Source organism: Microcoleus sp. CAWBG58, from assembly GCF_020883045.1.
Lineage (GTDB): Bacteria > Cyanobacteriota > Cyanobacteriia > Cyanobacteriales > Microcoleaceae > Microcoleus.
Genome location: NZ_JAHRFA010000033.1, coordinates 58,578 through 72,577 on the forward strand (window position 1 = coordinate 58,578; position 14,000 = coordinate 72,577).

Sequence of the window (14,000 nt, forward strand, 5' to 3'; positions counted from 1 at the left end):
GGTTGAGTGTTGAGGTTGAGGTTGAGGTTGATTTTTTACCTTTGGGTAAGATCTAAATATGCGATAGGGACACAGCACTGCTGTGTCCCTATTGTTATGGCTCCAGGCGCTATCAAACAAGCCCCAGCAACTTTTAGGTGTGCAGGGGCTTAGTTCGATTGAATTTGGTGGCGGGAAGTGGATTTGAACCACTGACCTTCGGGTTATGAGCCCGACGAGCTACCAGGCTGCTCTATCCCGCGTCGCTTTATATCTATGCTATTCTCAAAAATCAAACCCTGCATCCTCAAAGATTGCAGGGGTTGTTTCAAGTTGGTGGCGGGAAGTGGATTTGAACCACTGACCTTCGGGTTATGAGCCCGACGAGCTACCAGGCTGCTCTATCCCGCGTCGCTTTGTCTACTCTCTAATATAAACACATCTTTCTGGAAATTGCAACCCCCCAATCAAAAAAACTTTTGAGATTTTTGTAGGGGTTGCTGAAATTGGCGAAGAAGTGTCGATCGAAGAGAGGGGTTCAACAGTTGACAGTTGACAGTTGACAGTTGACAGTTGACAGTTGGGCGAGAGAGGGGGGAGGGGGGGAGGGGGAGAGGGGGAGAGGGGGAGGGGATTTTTGATCTGGTTATCTAGATAGAGAATTGTAATGCGGAACAACTCAGAGCATCGAAACTTCGCCGACTACCTCCAAACGCTTAAAATCACTGAGAGTTAGGTAAGTGTCAGAAAGAGTTTCGGCGATCGTCGCAGTAATCCAGCCCAACTGTTTTAGCAAGTGAATCGCCACAGCAAATTTAGCGCGCTTTCCTCCATCCGTCACCTTAATTGCCAAGCCCATACCTTCGCCAACCCGGCCGATGCACTGAACCCCTTCAGCACCGGATTTGCTCACCAATTCGCCTTGAGTCAAGCGCATCAGTTCCGTGTCAAATCTCCCCTCACCAGCAACCATCATCGGGTGATGAGTCATAGCGCGGACAATCCGCTCCATATCCACATTGTCGCCGGAGGCTAATTTAGCGTACAAGGACGCCATTTGCCCCAACTGCAACAGATAGGTAGGAGCGCCGCAGTCGTCGCGAGCGCTGATAAACTCTTCGGCAGGCATCGCCAGCAAGTCAGCTACTTTTCCCAAAATAAGCTGCTGGACGGGATGTTTGCGCCGCAAATAAGTTTCTAGAGGCCAGTGCAGTTGTTGACAGACAGCCAGCATTCCGGCGTGTTTGCCAGAACAGTTGTATTGCAGGGCGCTCTTTTTGCCTTCGGGAATGGGGCATTGAAGTTTGGATGGGTCAATGTCGCAGCGCCACAGGACGTTAAACACCTGTCGCGATTGCTCGATCGTACCTTGATGAGAACTGCAAATAATCGCTAAATCTCGATCGGTCAATTCGTAGCGTTCCAAAGTGCCGCTCGCCGTCACAGCCAAAGCTTGAAAAGGTTTGAGTGAAGAACGGACAAATGTCGCCGTTTCCGAGTTACCGGCAACGGAAAGAACGCGGCCGCGCTTGTCGCAAACAGCCGCCTGGGCGCGATGCCTAGATTCTGGAATACCTTCGCGCAACAGCGTGACTTCGAGTTCGGGAGCTTGGGTTCGTTTTCCCCTTGTCATATCAATTTTAGATTTTAGATTTTAGATTTTAGATTGGGGCCGGTGGAAGTTTCGATCCCTATGTCGCAACGGGGCGGGCATGGGGCACCGCTATGTCGCAACGGGCGGGCACGGGGGCACCGCCCCTACGACTCAAAACTTCACTGTTACGGCTTCCGATTACACAGAACTCCAAATTAGTCCCCCGGCAACTAGCAATACTGTCAAACCATAAAATGTTTGCCGCAGACGCCTGAGAATTGGTTCTAGTTCGTAGTTGACTATCAATTGGTCTTGAGCTAAGACTTCGGGAGTTTTAGGCCAAGATTGACAATCGTACCAACCAGACTCTTCGTAGACGACTGTGGGATTGGCAAGTCGCGATCGCACGTAGAACCAACCCAAGTAAAGCCGCAGCAAAGCTAATCCTAGAATAAAACCGGCACCAGCGGTAGCGCACAGGGCAAACTGAACTGGATACTTACCAGGAGCAAAGCTGGCTGCTGCTAAGGGCCCGGATACCAAGCAACTCCAACCCCATACCCAAGCGAGTTTTGCCAGATATGCGGGCCAATCGAGAGTTACCCAGCTAAAAAACCCGGATTCTGTCAGTTCTTGGTATTCATTAACCGGGCGTTGTTCCTGCGGAACAGGACAAATAGAAACAGAAGTGTCTTTCACATTAGCGATCCTCTCGGCGCAGTGGAAAATTCAATTCGTTCGGCGTGTCCCCAGAACGCTTCTAAATTGTAAAATTCGCGCTCTTGAGGTTTTAAAATGTGGATAATCACGTCGCCGTAGTCCATGACGACCCAACTGGCGTCTGATAGCCCTTGTGTACGCAGCGGCAAGCGTCCCCATTCTTCTTCTACTTGGTCGGCGATCGCCTGGGAGATGGCTCGTACCTGGACGTTGGAAAATCCGGTGACGATCGCAAAGTAGTCAGCAAGATAGGATACTTCTGCTACGCCGAGCAATACAATATCAACTGCTTTGCGGTCATCGGCAGCGGCAGCAGCGGTCAATATCAGGCCGCGGGCTTCGTCTGGGGTGGTGGCGTCCGTTACTGTGGACTCGGCCCGGGAGTATTCGAGTTGGGTTAGATCTGACATTAAGTGTTTAAGTTCCTAATTGATACGGTAAGGGGGAGGTGGTGCGCTATGGGGTTTTGGTTGTTGGCAGTTTGAGACTGGAAATAGGAGTTAAATTCAAGTCAAAAGTAAGTACAGGATTGCTGGTAAATTTTACGTTTAACTTGTGATTTGTTCGATCGACTTTCCCGTCGAATTTCCTATTTTGGACGATTGGGCGCGGGCCATTTGCAGCGCCCAATTCCGCGTAAGTACGGTGCGCGGGTGGATGTAGCAGCGAGTTTCTAGCAAATATTTCAGAGAATCATCGCTAGTTTGCCACACGGCTGCATAAAGATTTTGCACGCTTGCTTCGCGCAATGCTTCTAGAGAAGCTGTGTTGCCGCGACTCGGCTCTATAGTGTCTGCTATAAAAACGGTACAACTGAGCTGGCTCATGTTTGGTCTGCCGAGGGTATGATTGGCGATTGCATCCAAAATTTCTCGATCGACCACCCCGAATTCGTCTCTAGCGACGATCGCGCTCGCGTCTGCGTGCAGCAAATGCGGGTGTGCTTCCAACACTGAGTCTAACTCTAAACCTTCCTTCTGAGCCATTTGTAGCAGCAGTTGGGGTTTAAAGTATTTTGCTGCGTCGTGCAGCAATCCTGCCGATCGGGCTTTTGCTTCGTCGAGGCCGTAATGGCGGGCCAAGTCTCCTGCTGTTTGTTCGACTCCGAGGATGTGTGTGATGCGGGCGGCAGGAACGCGCTGTGAGAGCCAAGCTAGGACTTTTTCGCGATCGAGTGCAAGTGTCAAATATTAACTCCCAAATTGTATGATCTACTATTTTAGCGTTTTGTTTTAATGGACTGCGGTGTCGGGTAGCTGCGGTGAGTGGGGGCGATCGGGAGAAGTGAAGGGGGCGATCGGCTCTACCCGAACAATTCAAAAATCTGTTAAAGTGGGTAGCTGTAACTACAATTTGTCGTTACAATGTTTAGTAACAATTAAGGTATGGAATTTGAGTGGGATGACACTAAACGTCTTACCAACCTTAGCAAACATGGGATTGACTTTATCGACGTTCCAATAGTTTTTGATGGAGAAATCGTGACGGTTGAGGACGAACGATTCAGTTATGGAGAGCAAAGATTTGTGACTTTTGGTTTGTTGCAAGGACGAGTAGTCGCTATCGTCCATACAGAACGAGAGGAATGTACCCGGATTATTTCTGCTAGAAAAGCAACTAAATATGAACAACGAATTTACTTCGAGCAAATCTCAAACTGACTGGCAACGCCTAGATGCCATGACTGATGAAGATATTGATTTCTCCGATTGCCCTGAAATTACGCCTGAAATGTTTGCTAAAGCAGTAGTTCGGCGAGGCTTGCCCAACCCTAAGACGAAAGCTCAAGTGACCTTACGCATTGACAGTGATGTTTTGGAATGGTTTAAATCCCAAGGTCGCGGTTATCAAACTCAGATTAACACGTTACTGCGAGAATACATGAAAGCCCATCAATAATGGATTTGCTATTTTTTGTATCGTTCTCATTTATTCTACTTTTAATCAGTGCCATCAAAGGTTATTTTATAGTTGCTCCGCTTCTAGCTTCGATGGCAATTTTGACGGTCATTTTGTTGCGGAGGGGATTTCCGCTAAAAAGCTTGATACAAATGGCTGTTGCTGGCAGTCAAAAATCTTTTTCAGTAATTGCTATTTTACTTTTAATTGGGGCAGTAATGGCTGTCTGGATGGCGGCGGGGACTGTTCCGCTTCTGGTATATTGGGGAATTAAATCGATCGACCCTCAGTATTTCATTTTTTGGGCGTTTATCTTAACCAGCGTTTTTTCTGTACTGCTGGGAACATCTTTTGGTGCTGCGAGTACGATCGGCATTGCCTTAATGATAATCGCCAACGGCAGCGATGCAAATCCGAATATTATCGCCGGAGCAATTGTGGCGGGAGCTTATGTGGGCGATCGGTGTTCTCCGATGTCTTCGAGCGCTATTTTGATTGCCATCCTTACCAAAACCGAAATTTATACCAATCTCAAAAACATGGCGGTGACAGGCTTATTACCCTTCCTCGTTTCCAGCCTGTTGTATTTAATTTTATCCGCTTCAAATCCCGTCGAACTTTCCGGCAACAATTTGGCTTTGGAACTAGGCACAGCCTTCAATCTTAATTCGATAACTTTGCTGCCAGCCTTGACAATTCTCATACTTTGTGTACTGCGAGTTGAAGTCAAAATCGCGATGGCTGTTAGTATCGTTGCCGGAAGTGCGATCGCCCATTTCGTTCAAGGTTATTCAGCGATCGAGATTCTGCAATTTGCGATCGGCGGATTTAAATTAGCATCAACTTCTAGTTTAAAAGACATTGTGGCGGGAGGGGGGATTTTGTCTATGGCAAAGGTTTCATTAGTTGTAGTTGTCTCGACAGCATTTGCCGGAATTTTTGCAGGGACGAGGATTTTAGAATTTGTGGAAGTGTATCTAAATAAAGCTCGATCCAGAGGAGATTTATTCTTGGGAACCACAATAATTAGCATTTTCTCAGCCGCATTTGGCTGCACGCAGACGATCGCAATTATCTTGACTCATCAATTAGTCGAATCAAAGTATCGCCAACTAAAATTAGATGGCGTTCAACTTGCTGTAGACTTGGAAAATACCGCTGTTGTGATTTCTCCCTTAATTCCTTGGAATATTGCAGGCTTAGTTCCGGCAACTGTCTTGAGTGTAAATTCGGATTTTATCCCCTATGCCTTTTATTTGTATCTCGTTCCGTTATTTAGCTTAATTCAAATGAAGCTGGCCAAAAATAGTCATAAAAATCAACCCAACTAAATGAATAAGAAAATATCAATGGGTTATTTTTTAGGAGTAGCTGCGACTGTTATTTGGGCGGGAAACTTCATCGTTGCTAGAGCTTTAAATCAGGATATTTTGCCGATCGGTCTGGCATTCTGGCGGTGGGCGATTGCCGTAGCAACATTAGCACCATTCGCCGTACAATCCACAGTTGAAGATTGGAAATTGGTGCAAAAATATATTCCTTTTGATTCTCATACGTAACTGTAAACTGTCAACTGCTTGTGAGTACCTACTTAAAAGCTTTATGGTGTAAGGCTTGCAGCCAGATACAGCCATCAGGGATTCCCACAGCAGAAAAAAATTTGAGTAACTTGCAGAAATTTGGCGATATTTCTAGATACATAAGAAACCACACCACTACAGTATGTAGAGTGATGCAGAACGCGGGACTAAAAGGTCGATCGGACTCTTGTCAGGCAAAACCCGTAGTGGCTAACCTATAAACAACAAGCGGATATAAGGGCTTGATACCTTTTTGGTGGTTCTCAAAAACTTCTACTCTCAGAGGAGTATTGATTTATGGACGACAAAGAAAAGCAGCCATCTCCAGAAGCAAACGAAAAGTTCACCGAAGCCCAACTGAACAACCATCTGAACGATCTGGCCTTGGAAGCCCAAAGGCATCCCCTTGAAAGTCCCGATCGCCAGTTAGCCTTAACTAGATTGGTTTCAGAACTCAGGAAACCCAGTCGCCTTTCACTCCCAAAGCATTCACCCAGCTTATCTCTCGCCGAAAACCACCAAGTTTCGGAAGACATTAAGCAAGAAACAGACTTGGCACTTTTCGAGTTTATACAAAAGGGGAAGTTCGATCCGAAAAAAGGAAACGTATTAAACTACACGAGGTTTACTCAGTCCAAAAAACAGATCGATTTTATTGCTAGTCACCAAGGTATTCATCAGAGAACTGAAAAAGGAAAAAAAGTCACTGATATCGTACTGTCAGCCGACAGACAAATCAGCAATGCTCGATCGGCAGATGGTGATGAATCAAAGACGACCTACTTAGACCAATTTACGTCCGATATCTCCGAACCTTCTTTTCTGGAACAAATGCGGGAAATAGCGCTACAAAATCCTGAAAATATTTTCAGCAAGCCCATGACAATACATCCAGATATTGCTCTGCAAGAAATATTCCTTCTCTGGTTAGATGGATACACTTGGCAGGAAATATCTGACAAGTTGTCAGCCAAAATTGGTGCCGATGTCAAAATTGGTTCGATTAGTTCTTTTTTAAATCGAGCTATCAAAGACGAAAAACTGATAGCCGTGGTAAAATTGTATCTGGCACAATTTTTGTTTGTTGTGGCAATCCTCCTGAATTTTGGAGATACCCATTAACCAAATCAAATCCGACAATAGCGTAAGCGAGCATCAAGAATGAACGAGCAGCGTCTACAGGGCTACCTACATCTCGTACAAGCACTGCTAAGCTGTCCAAGTGGAGAAGAAGCAGCTATCTTAAATGCTAACTCAGAACTTCTTGATGCTGGCTTAGTTCAGGTGATGACACAAGTAGCAGAAAATCTCGCTGAAAATGGAGATAAAAATGCAGCGGATTTCCTGCAAAGTGTTGCTACTCAAATAATAGAGTTAGTAGAAAACCCATCAATAGCTGAATCACAACAGGATTTAACTTTTTTGTTGCAGGTTTTACAAGTAGTTTCCGATACAGGTGCTGACCCCCGGGTTTTTTACCCGTTTTTACAATCAAATTTAGACAAATTGGATATCAAATTAAGTGCTGCTTTACAGGGAGTGGCAACTACTTTATTATCTGAATCGAATGCCGACAAAGCTGAAGCTGTAGTCTCAATAATTTGTAATTTTGGTAGTTTAATTCAGCAGTTTCCTTTAGGAAGTAGAAATGTCAATATAGAATTAGCGATCGTTGCTTATCAAATTGGATTGAGTTTTTTTACTATAGAATTATACCCCGAAAATTGGGCGCTTTGTGAAACGAATTTGGGTAGGGCATACAGTCATAGGATTATAGGCCAAAGAAGTGAAAACTTAGAAATAGCTATTCAGTGTTACTCGGCAGCTTTAGCTGTGTACACTCGCGCCGCTTTTCCTCAAGAGTGGGCTAGCTTGCAAAATAGCCTTGCTAATGCTTACAGCGATCGCATTTTAGGAGTGCGATCGGACAATTTAGAAAAAGCTATCGAGCTTTATACAAGCGCTTTAGCAGTGTACAGTCGCGACGATTTTCCAGAACAATGGGCTACTACTCAAAACAACTTAGGAACAGCCTATAAATCCCGGATACTGGGAGAGCAACCAGAAAATTTAGAAATGGCTATTTATTTTTATCAAGCTGCTTTGGAAGTCCGTAGCCGTGAAGCTTTTCCCGAACAGTGGGCTGCTACTCAAAACAATTTAGCTACAGTTTACAAAGATAGAATTCGAGGAGATAGGGCTAACAACTTAGAAACAGCTATTTCTTTCTATGAAAGGGCTTTACAAGTTTACACGCGCGAGAATTTTCCTTCTGATTGGGCAATGATTATAAATAATCTTGGTATTGCTTACCAAGACAGGATTTTCGGAGAAAGAGCCGAGAATTTGGAAAATGCTATTGGTTATTATCAAGCTGCTTTAGAAGTCCGTAGCCGTGAAGCTTTTCCCGAACAGTGGGCCGCCACTCAGAATAATTTGGCTACATTTTACAGCGATAGAATCAAAGGTAATAGAGCAGAGAATATTGAAAAATCCATCTCTTGTTATCATGATGTCCTAACAGTTTACACTCGCGAGACATTTCCTTATGAATGGGCGATGACTCAGAATAATTTAGGCAAGGCATACTCGGAGAGAATTAGATATGAAAAATCGGAAAATCTTGCAGCAGCAATTGAAGCTTATCAAAGAGCTTTAGAAATTTTCACACCCCAAACATTTCCTTTAGACTGTTTGAAAACAGCAAAAAATCTGGGTAATACAGCTTTTGATGCTGAATTATGGCACATAGCAATAGACAGCTTTGCGGTAGCAATTGAAGCCGTAGAACAAAGTCGGAGTTGGGCGGCTTCTGAATTGAGAAAACAAGAAATTATTGAAGAAGCCATTGATATTTATGAAAAAATAGTCCAAAGCTACGTTAATATCGATCGACCAGATCGAGCTATTGAATATGTCGAACGCAGCAAAGCCCGTAATCTTGTGGATATTCTATCCAGTCGGGGACTCTACCCAAAAAACAAGATTACAACTGACAATGATTTAAGATTCAGTTACCAAGTTGAATTAATCTCGTTCGCTCGAATTCAAGCTTTACTAAAATTTGAGTTTGATGAAAACACTGCCATTATAGAATGGTATATTGTCAGCAATAAAATCTTCACATTTATAATTACCAGTCAAGCCAAAAGTCCTATAGTTTGGCAATCCTCCCATGAGGATATAGAAAACTTACTTACCTGGTTTGGGGAATACTTGGAGGATTATGGGCAGAACACGAGACAATGGCAAGAGCAACTTTCAGCCCGTCTTCAGCATCTCGCTGAAATACTGCATATCGATCGAGTCATCAACTATTTGCCTGCGGATTGTGACCGAATAATTTTTGTACCCCATCGCTTCCTGCACCTGCTACCTCTCCATGCTTTGCCTCTAAATAAAGGTCAAAACCATAATATCCTAGACCATTTCTTGAGAGGTGTGAGTTATGCTCCTAGTTGTCAACTTCTGCAATTAAGTCTCGCTCAAAAACCTTCCGATTTAATCCACTTATTTGCTATTCAAAACCCTACCCAAGACCTAAATTTTAGTGATATTGAAGTTGAAAATATCAGGCGTTACTTTGCTCCTAACGATTATGTCTTAGTGAAAGAAGCTGCTACTAAAAAAGAGATATTAGATAACAAGCATTTTCTTGATGCTAATTGCATCCATTTCTCTTGTCACGGCTACTTTAACTTTGAATCACCTCTGGAGTCGGCTTTGATTCTAGCTGAGGCTGGAGGTTCTAACGGACAATTACAGGGAACTGCAAGTGAAAATAATCGTTCACTAGAAAGTACAAAAATTAATTTAGACAAATGCCTGACATTGGAAGAAATCCTTAAGCTAGATCTCAGTCAATGTTGCCTAGTAACTCTTTCAGCTTGTGAAAGTGGGTTGATTGACTTCACCAGTAAAAGTGATGAGTACATGGGTTTTCCCAGCGGCTTCCTGCTTGCAGGCACTTCGAGTGTAGTCAGTAGCCTTTGGGCAGTCAACGACTTTTCTACAAGTTTTTTAATGATTAGGTTTTACGAAATTCTGCAAAGTCAAACATCTGTAGCTACAGCACTTTGTCAAGCTCAATTATGGCTGCGAGATATCACTATGGCTGAACTGAAACTGTGGATCGATCGAAAACAGTTACCTTTGAATAGCGCACAAAAAATGGCTTTGCATCGTATGTTTCAGACAATGCAAGATAACTCTAAGCCCTTTCAAGATCCTTTCTATTGGGCAGCTTTCTCTGCGGTTGGTGAATTCAAACTTAACTAACTAAGAATCAGTAGGTTGGCTTTCACTGCATTCAACCCAACCGCAACAATGGCTATAGATCAATACGGTTTACTTAAGACAGATCCCCCCTAACCCCCCTTGAAAAAGGGGGGGACAAGAATGCTCTCAAAGTCCCCCTTCTTAAGGGGGATTTAGGGGGATCTCCGGGGCATAAATAGTGTTAAGTGAACCGTATTGGGCTATAGATTGGTTTCGTTGCTTGACTCAACCTATACGATCGCACTAAAATCCTTGACTTTTGAATAACTTCGCCGATACAGCCATCAAAAAATTTTCCCATATTGCAGAAAAGCTGGTGCGATCGCAGATATAGAAACATCAGGGAACACTCTCTGTTATGGCGAGATGTCCCAGCCAGAACAAATGTGCTAGCGGCGCAACTGCCTATCTGTGGCGGATATCCGTAGTTTAGGCTCAAATTGCGATCGGAGTCACAAAAGGGGAGTTAAGGGAGTTAACTTTTTTTTATTTCTCCCTCTTCTCCGCTGTTTTATTTGTGTTGCCTGTGGGAAATTACAGATATAGCAACCGCCAAGCCGATCGAGACATTCTCTATCTCTGAAACCCTTGTCAGGATTGCCTTTTCCTTATCTCGTACATAGCTGAAGCCTTCTTCCTGCTGCTAGATATCGGCACTAACAGCCAATACGAAGAGATGTTTAACCAACAAAAACCCGATCGTCCCAATTTTTTACCGGTTCCGGGTTGACTGCATAAATCTCCTTTCTTGTCAACAAATTAAGTAAAAATAAGTAAACAGGTTGCAAACATGAGCACAAAACCCAGTTCTCCCTCTCAAACTAACGTAGTTGCCCTCAACAACACCAACTCTCAAAATGCCATCAAAGTTATAGAAGAAATATTAGTATACATCGAGCAAGACCCTAAATATGCCCATCTCCGCGAACAGGCAAAAAATCCACCTACTACCGAAAAACCGAAAAATTTCAGGCAAAAACTTCTGAACAGATTAAAGGAATTACTCATCGCCGATCCAAAAGCCTTTCACGGAACGGCTGTCGTTTCCGAAGACTTGGCGAAACAAGCAACACTGACTGCCGGCACAGTCACTGTCAGCAGCCTATTTAACTTCTTCACGAATTATCCCTTACTGTTCTTTGCCTTTAAGGACATGGGCTTTTTTGGTGTGGTTTTGACTTCGTTGTGCAACATCCTGATTCTGAAATTCACTAACGACACGACGACGGCTGTTTCATCCCGTACAAAATACAACAAAACATGGCAATTATGGGCGATATATGCCTCCCTATCAATCAATATCCTCCAGTCGATCGCCTCTCTAGTCGGCACAGAATTAATGCTCAATCAATCGGGGCTGAGCCAGCTCAAAGCAGCAGAATCGATTCAAAAACAGGTACAGCAAGTCGAAACCCTCAAGCAATTTGACAGCCCCCAATATCAACAAGCTCGGCAACGCTGCCAAGAAGGAGAACAGCAATTACATCAACTCGACAGAACCAATCCGCGATGGGAATCGCTTTACGTGCAACTGTACGGAACCTGGGGCGATCGCAGTACCAATTGGAATCAACTTCCCTTAGAAAAACTTCCTACTTGCCGCCAAGTCGTTCGGCTGGAAACAGAAGCCTCTCAAAACTACGAAACTGCCAAGAAAAATATCGGACTGTTGCTGGTAATCCGTTCCCAAATGGGCAACGATCTGGAATTTCTCAAACAAAAAATGCCCCTAGTTTACCAACAGCACTTTACCCCAGCGGGTGAAATTGCCTCGGGGATTGAAGCAACGCGAATGGCAATCCTCAGTTGCACGAACAAACTCCTGAGTGGCGACATCGCAGGAATGGGTTTCCCCTTATTCATGCTGCTGCTGTCGGTGATTACTAGCGGCTATGCTTGCGCGATGACGATCGCCCTTGCTTTCCGCGAAGATACCCAAAAATCCTTCAGCGATACAGTCAAGCATCAGCGAGACTTTTGGCTGGAAGCCCGCCGCCGGGAGCTCACAGCCCAGATAGAAACCTTGGCTGACATCCGCCCCCACTCTGACAGCGACAGCCATCTCAACTAATTGCAGGGTGCGCGGCAACTTGCTTTCGCCGCGCCCCTCACCCCAAAAATTAACAATCGCCCATCAAAGAGGTTAATATGTTCAACCCACAACACCCCAGCCCCGCCAAAACCCGCATCTCCCTAGTTCCCGACTCAGAAAACCCGGTTGTACAGCCGCTGCGATCTACATCCGACTCAGAATACAAAATCCGCTTGCTAAGCCTCTATATCGCTGAGTTGCAGCAAACGGGACGCATTGATTACCCGGAATTGGTACAGTTTTTAGACCAAGTTTACGAAGTGGAAAATGCGCCCGAAGGATCGTCCATCCTCCCAAACCACTGCGACATTCTCCTGCAAAACTTGCAACGCGAACAAGCTGACATCCTGACAGCTTCTGAAGCAATTCAAATTCTACTAAATGAATTAGCGGATGCACTCACCCAGAAATATCTCACAGACGATATCGAACAACAAGTGCGATCGGGCATCCGCCAAGAAACTCAGCGTTTCCTCAAAGCCGCAGAATGCCTCCTCGATACCGCCGAAGAGCACGCCGTTCAACCACAGTTCCGATTCTGGAAATCGCGATCGACCCCAGAAGAAATAGAGGCAGAAAACCTTCGCAAATCTATCAACGACCTCAAATACATCCGCCAGTACCTCGCGGAACACCTGCAAGTTCGCGAACTGATCGAAGAATTTGTGCCGGCAGAAGGCAAAATCGGGAACTTCCACCGACTGCACAAATACCTCGAATTTGCTCCCAGTGCCGCTGACTTTTTAGGTAACTTCCTCCAGCAAGCACTCCAGCGCAAAATCGCAGGCGGTACTAAGTTCGTGACTCCCAAATCATATCAATAACTTCTCACCTTTAGCCACTCTCCAATTCCCAGAGTGGCTGCGAACTCAATAAACTCAAAATAACTCAGGAAAACAGCCATGATGACATCTTTTAACGCAACTTCTAACCGCAAACAAATGAATACCTCGCAGTTTCGCGACGAATTCGATCGAGGACAGAGGGATTTCAGCTATACGAATCTCACAGGAGTCGATTTAAGCGGCATGAATCTATCAGAAATTAATTTTCAAGCTGCTGTACTGTGGAAAGCTAATTTAGAAGGAACAAACCTTTCAAAAGCTAACTTAAAAGAGGCTAATTGCAGCCAAGCCAACCTCAATTGGGCGGTGCTGAGTTTGGCTCGCGCCGAAAGTGCAAACTTCGCGAGCGCCAAATTGCATCAAGCTGACTTGCACGGTATTCGTGCCATTGGCTGCAACTTCCACAAAGCTGATTTAGAAGGAGCTAACTTAAGTCGAGGAGATTTAGAACGAGCCAATTTAAGCCGTGCAAATCTCAGCTATGCTGATGCGAGTTGGGCGAATCTCAACGGTACTAATTTAGCTGAGGCAAATTTGCAAAAAACTAACCTCAGTTGGACGGATTTGAAGGCATCGAATCCCCAACACGCTCGCTTGGGATTGACGGCGCTTACTGGAATTCGACTTCCTTGGGGCGTGTACGTCATCAACCACAAAAAAGCGCGCAAAGAACATAACGAGAGTTAGTTTCTATATTTTTCCCTTTGACTGTTGCGATCGGATATTTTTTATTGAGTTATTCAATCCGCGACAGCCAAAGGAGTGAAATGATTCTATGATTTTTTTCTGTCATCAAACTGTAGCAATTTCTGTCAAAGCTCTTTTGCTATGATTCGGTGAAAGTTGCACAGCAATAACATAGATAGCTGAACCGAGGAATAGACAGTATAGCAATCCTAAATCATTATCAAGGTTATGGTACAATATATATGCAATACTTGACTGTGATAAAAAATGAATAAATTACAACTGCCACAAAAAGACATGGAAAAAGAAAAAGCTTCGTTAGAATA

14 protein-coding genes and 2 tRNA genes are annotated in these 14,000 nt (G+C 44.5%); 9 read left to right on the top strand and 7 right to left on the bottom strand.

Annotation, left to right across the window (positions count from 1 at the left end; translation table 11 throughout):
• Positions 1-165 precede the first annotated feature (165 nt).
• The 7 genes from QZ918_RS16545 to yqeK all read right to left on the bottom strand — a co-directional run bounded on the left by QZ918_RS16545 (position 166) and on the right by yqeK (position 3,480).
• A tRNA-Met gene (locus QZ918_RS16545) sits at positions 166-242 on the bottom strand.
• Between the two features lie 71 nt (positions 243-313).
• A tRNA-Met gene (locus QZ918_RS16550) sits at positions 314-390 on the bottom strand.
• 9 nt (positions 391-399) lie between these two features.
• A complete protein-coding gene (locus QZ918_RS16555) occupies positions 400-657 on the bottom strand; it encodes a hypothetical protein (protein ID WP_293336826.1) in 258 nt (85 codons plus the stop codon).
• A gap of 1 nt (position 658) precedes the next feature.
• Positions 659-1,612 (bottom strand): asparaginase, encoded by a 954-nt coding sequence (locus tag QZ918_RS16560; protein ID WP_293336828.1) that lies wholly within the window; start codon positions 1,610-1,612, stop codon positions 659-661.
• Positions 1,613-1,771: 159 nt separating this feature from the next.
• Positions 1,772-2,272: a CGLD27 family protein gene (locus tag QZ918_RS16565; protein WP_293336830.1), complete on the bottom strand. Its 501-nt coding sequence runs from the start codon at positions 2,270-2,272 to the stop codon at positions 1,772-1,774.
• Entirely contained in the window at positions 2,269-2,703 is a 435-nt protein-coding gene (gene rsfS, locus QZ918_RS16570) for a ribosome silencing factor (protein ID WP_293156846.1), read from the bottom strand. Before rsfS ends, QZ918_RS16565 begins: the two co-directional genes overlap by 4 nt.
• A gap of 138 nt (positions 2,704-2,841) precedes the next feature.
• A complete protein-coding gene (yqeK, locus tag QZ918_RS16575; RefSeq protein ID WP_293336832.1) occupies positions 2,842-3,480 on the bottom strand; it encodes a bis(5'-nucleosyl)-tetraphosphatase (symmetrical) YqeK in 639 nt (212 codons plus the stop codon).
• A gap of 198 nt (positions 3,481-3,678) precedes the next feature.
• Between yqeK and QZ918_RS16580 the strand changes: the two genes are divergently transcribed.
• The 9 genes from QZ918_RS16580 to QZ918_RS16620 all read left to right on the top strand — a co-directional run bounded on the left by QZ918_RS16580 (position 3,679) and on the right by QZ918_RS16620 (position 13,674).
• Positions 3,679-3,954 carry a BrnT family toxin gene (locus QZ918_RS16580; protein WP_293336834.1) on the top strand — a complete coding sequence of 92 codons (276 nt, stop codon included), beginning with the start codon at positions 3,679-3,681 and terminating at the stop codon, positions 3,952-3,954.
• Positions 3,917-4,192, top strand: a complete 276-nt coding sequence (locus QZ918_RS16585; protein WP_293156840.1) for a BrnA antitoxin family protein — start codon at positions 3,917-3,919, stop codon at positions 4,190-4,192. Before QZ918_RS16580 ends, QZ918_RS16585 begins: the two co-directional genes overlap by 38 nt.
• Positions 4,192-5,523 (top strand): Na+/H+ antiporter NhaC family protein, encoded by a 1,332-nt coding sequence (locus QZ918_RS16590; RefSeq protein ID WP_293336836.1) that lies wholly within the window; start codon positions 4,192-4,194, stop codon positions 5,521-5,523. Before QZ918_RS16585 ends, QZ918_RS16590 begins: the two co-directional genes overlap by 1 nt.
• On the top strand, positions 5,524-5,751 hold the full coding sequence (locus QZ918_RS16595; protein WP_293336838.1) for an EamA family transporter: 228 nt from the start codon (positions 5,524-5,526) through the stop codon (positions 5,749-5,751). It abuts the gene before it with no gap.
• A gap of 318 nt (positions 5,752-6,069) precedes the next feature.
• Complete coding sequence (locus QZ918_RS16600; protein WP_293336840.1) at positions 6,070-6,894, top strand: hypothetical protein; 825 nt, start codon at positions 6,070-6,072, stop codon at positions 6,892-6,894.
• A gap of 39 nt (positions 6,895-6,933) precedes the next feature.
• Positions 6,934-10,050: a CHAT domain-containing protein gene (locus QZ918_RS16605; protein ID WP_293336842.1), complete on the top strand. Its 3,117-nt coding sequence runs from the start codon at positions 6,934-6,936 to the stop codon at positions 10,048-10,050.
• Between the two features lie 790 nt (positions 10,051-10,840).
• Positions 10,841-12,121 (top strand): hypothetical protein, encoded by a 1,281-nt coding sequence (locus QZ918_RS16610; RefSeq protein ID WP_293336844.1) that lies wholly within the window; start codon positions 10,841-10,843, stop codon positions 12,119-12,121.
• 77 nt (positions 12,122-12,198) lie between these two features.
• On the top strand, positions 12,199-12,966 hold the full coding sequence (locus tag QZ918_RS16615; RefSeq protein ID WP_293336846.1) for a hypothetical protein: 768 nt from the start codon (positions 12,199-12,201) through the stop codon (positions 12,964-12,966).
• A gap of 78 nt (positions 12,967-13,044) precedes the next feature.
• A complete protein-coding gene (locus tag QZ918_RS16620; protein ID WP_293336848.1) occupies positions 13,045-13,674 on the top strand; it encodes a pentapeptide repeat-containing protein in 630 nt (209 codons plus the stop codon).
• The last annotated feature ends 326 nt before the right edge of the window (positions 13,675-14,000 follow it).

Coding starts and splice junctions, on each gene's coding strand:
- QZ918_RS16560 (WP_293336828.1), bottom strand. CDS start 1,612: ATGACAAGGGGAAAACGAACCCAAGCTCCCGAACTCGAAGTCACGCTG.
- rsfS (WP_293156846.1), bottom strand. CDS start 2,703: ATGTCAGATCTAACCCAACTCGAATACTCCCGGGCCGAGTCCACAGTA.
- QZ918_RS16580 (WP_293336834.1), top strand. CDS start 3,679: ATGGAATTTGAGTGGGATGACACTAAACGTCTTACCAACCTTAGCAAA.
- QZ918_RS16585 (WP_293156840.1), top strand. CDS start 3,917: ATGAACAACGAATTTACTTCGAGCAAATCTCAAACTGACTGGCAACGC.
- QZ918_RS16590 (WP_293336836.1), top strand. CDS start 4,192: ATGGATTTGCTATTTTTTGTATCGTTCTCATTTATTCTACTTTTAATC.
- QZ918_RS16595 (WP_293336838.1), top strand. CDS start 5,524: ATGAATAAGAAAATATCAATGGGTTATTTTTTAGGAGTAGCTGCGACT.
- QZ918_RS16600 (WP_293336840.1), top strand. CDS start 6,070: ATGGACGACAAAGAAAAGCAGCCATCTCCAGAAGCAAACGAAAAGTTC.
- QZ918_RS16605 (WP_293336842.1), top strand. CDS start 6,934: ATGAACGAGCAGCGTCTACAGGGCTACCTACATCTCGTACAAGCACTG.
- QZ918_RS16610 (WP_293336844.1), top strand. CDS start 10,841: ATGAGCACAAAACCCAGTTCTCCCTCTCAAACTAACGTAGTTGCCCTC.
- QZ918_RS16615 (WP_293336846.1), top strand. CDS start 12,199: ATGTTCAACCCACAACACCCCAGCCCCGCCAAAACCCGCATCTCCCTA.
- QZ918_RS16620 (WP_293336848.1), top strand. CDS start 13,045: ATGATGACATCTTTTAACGCAACTTCTAACCGCAAACAAATGAATACC.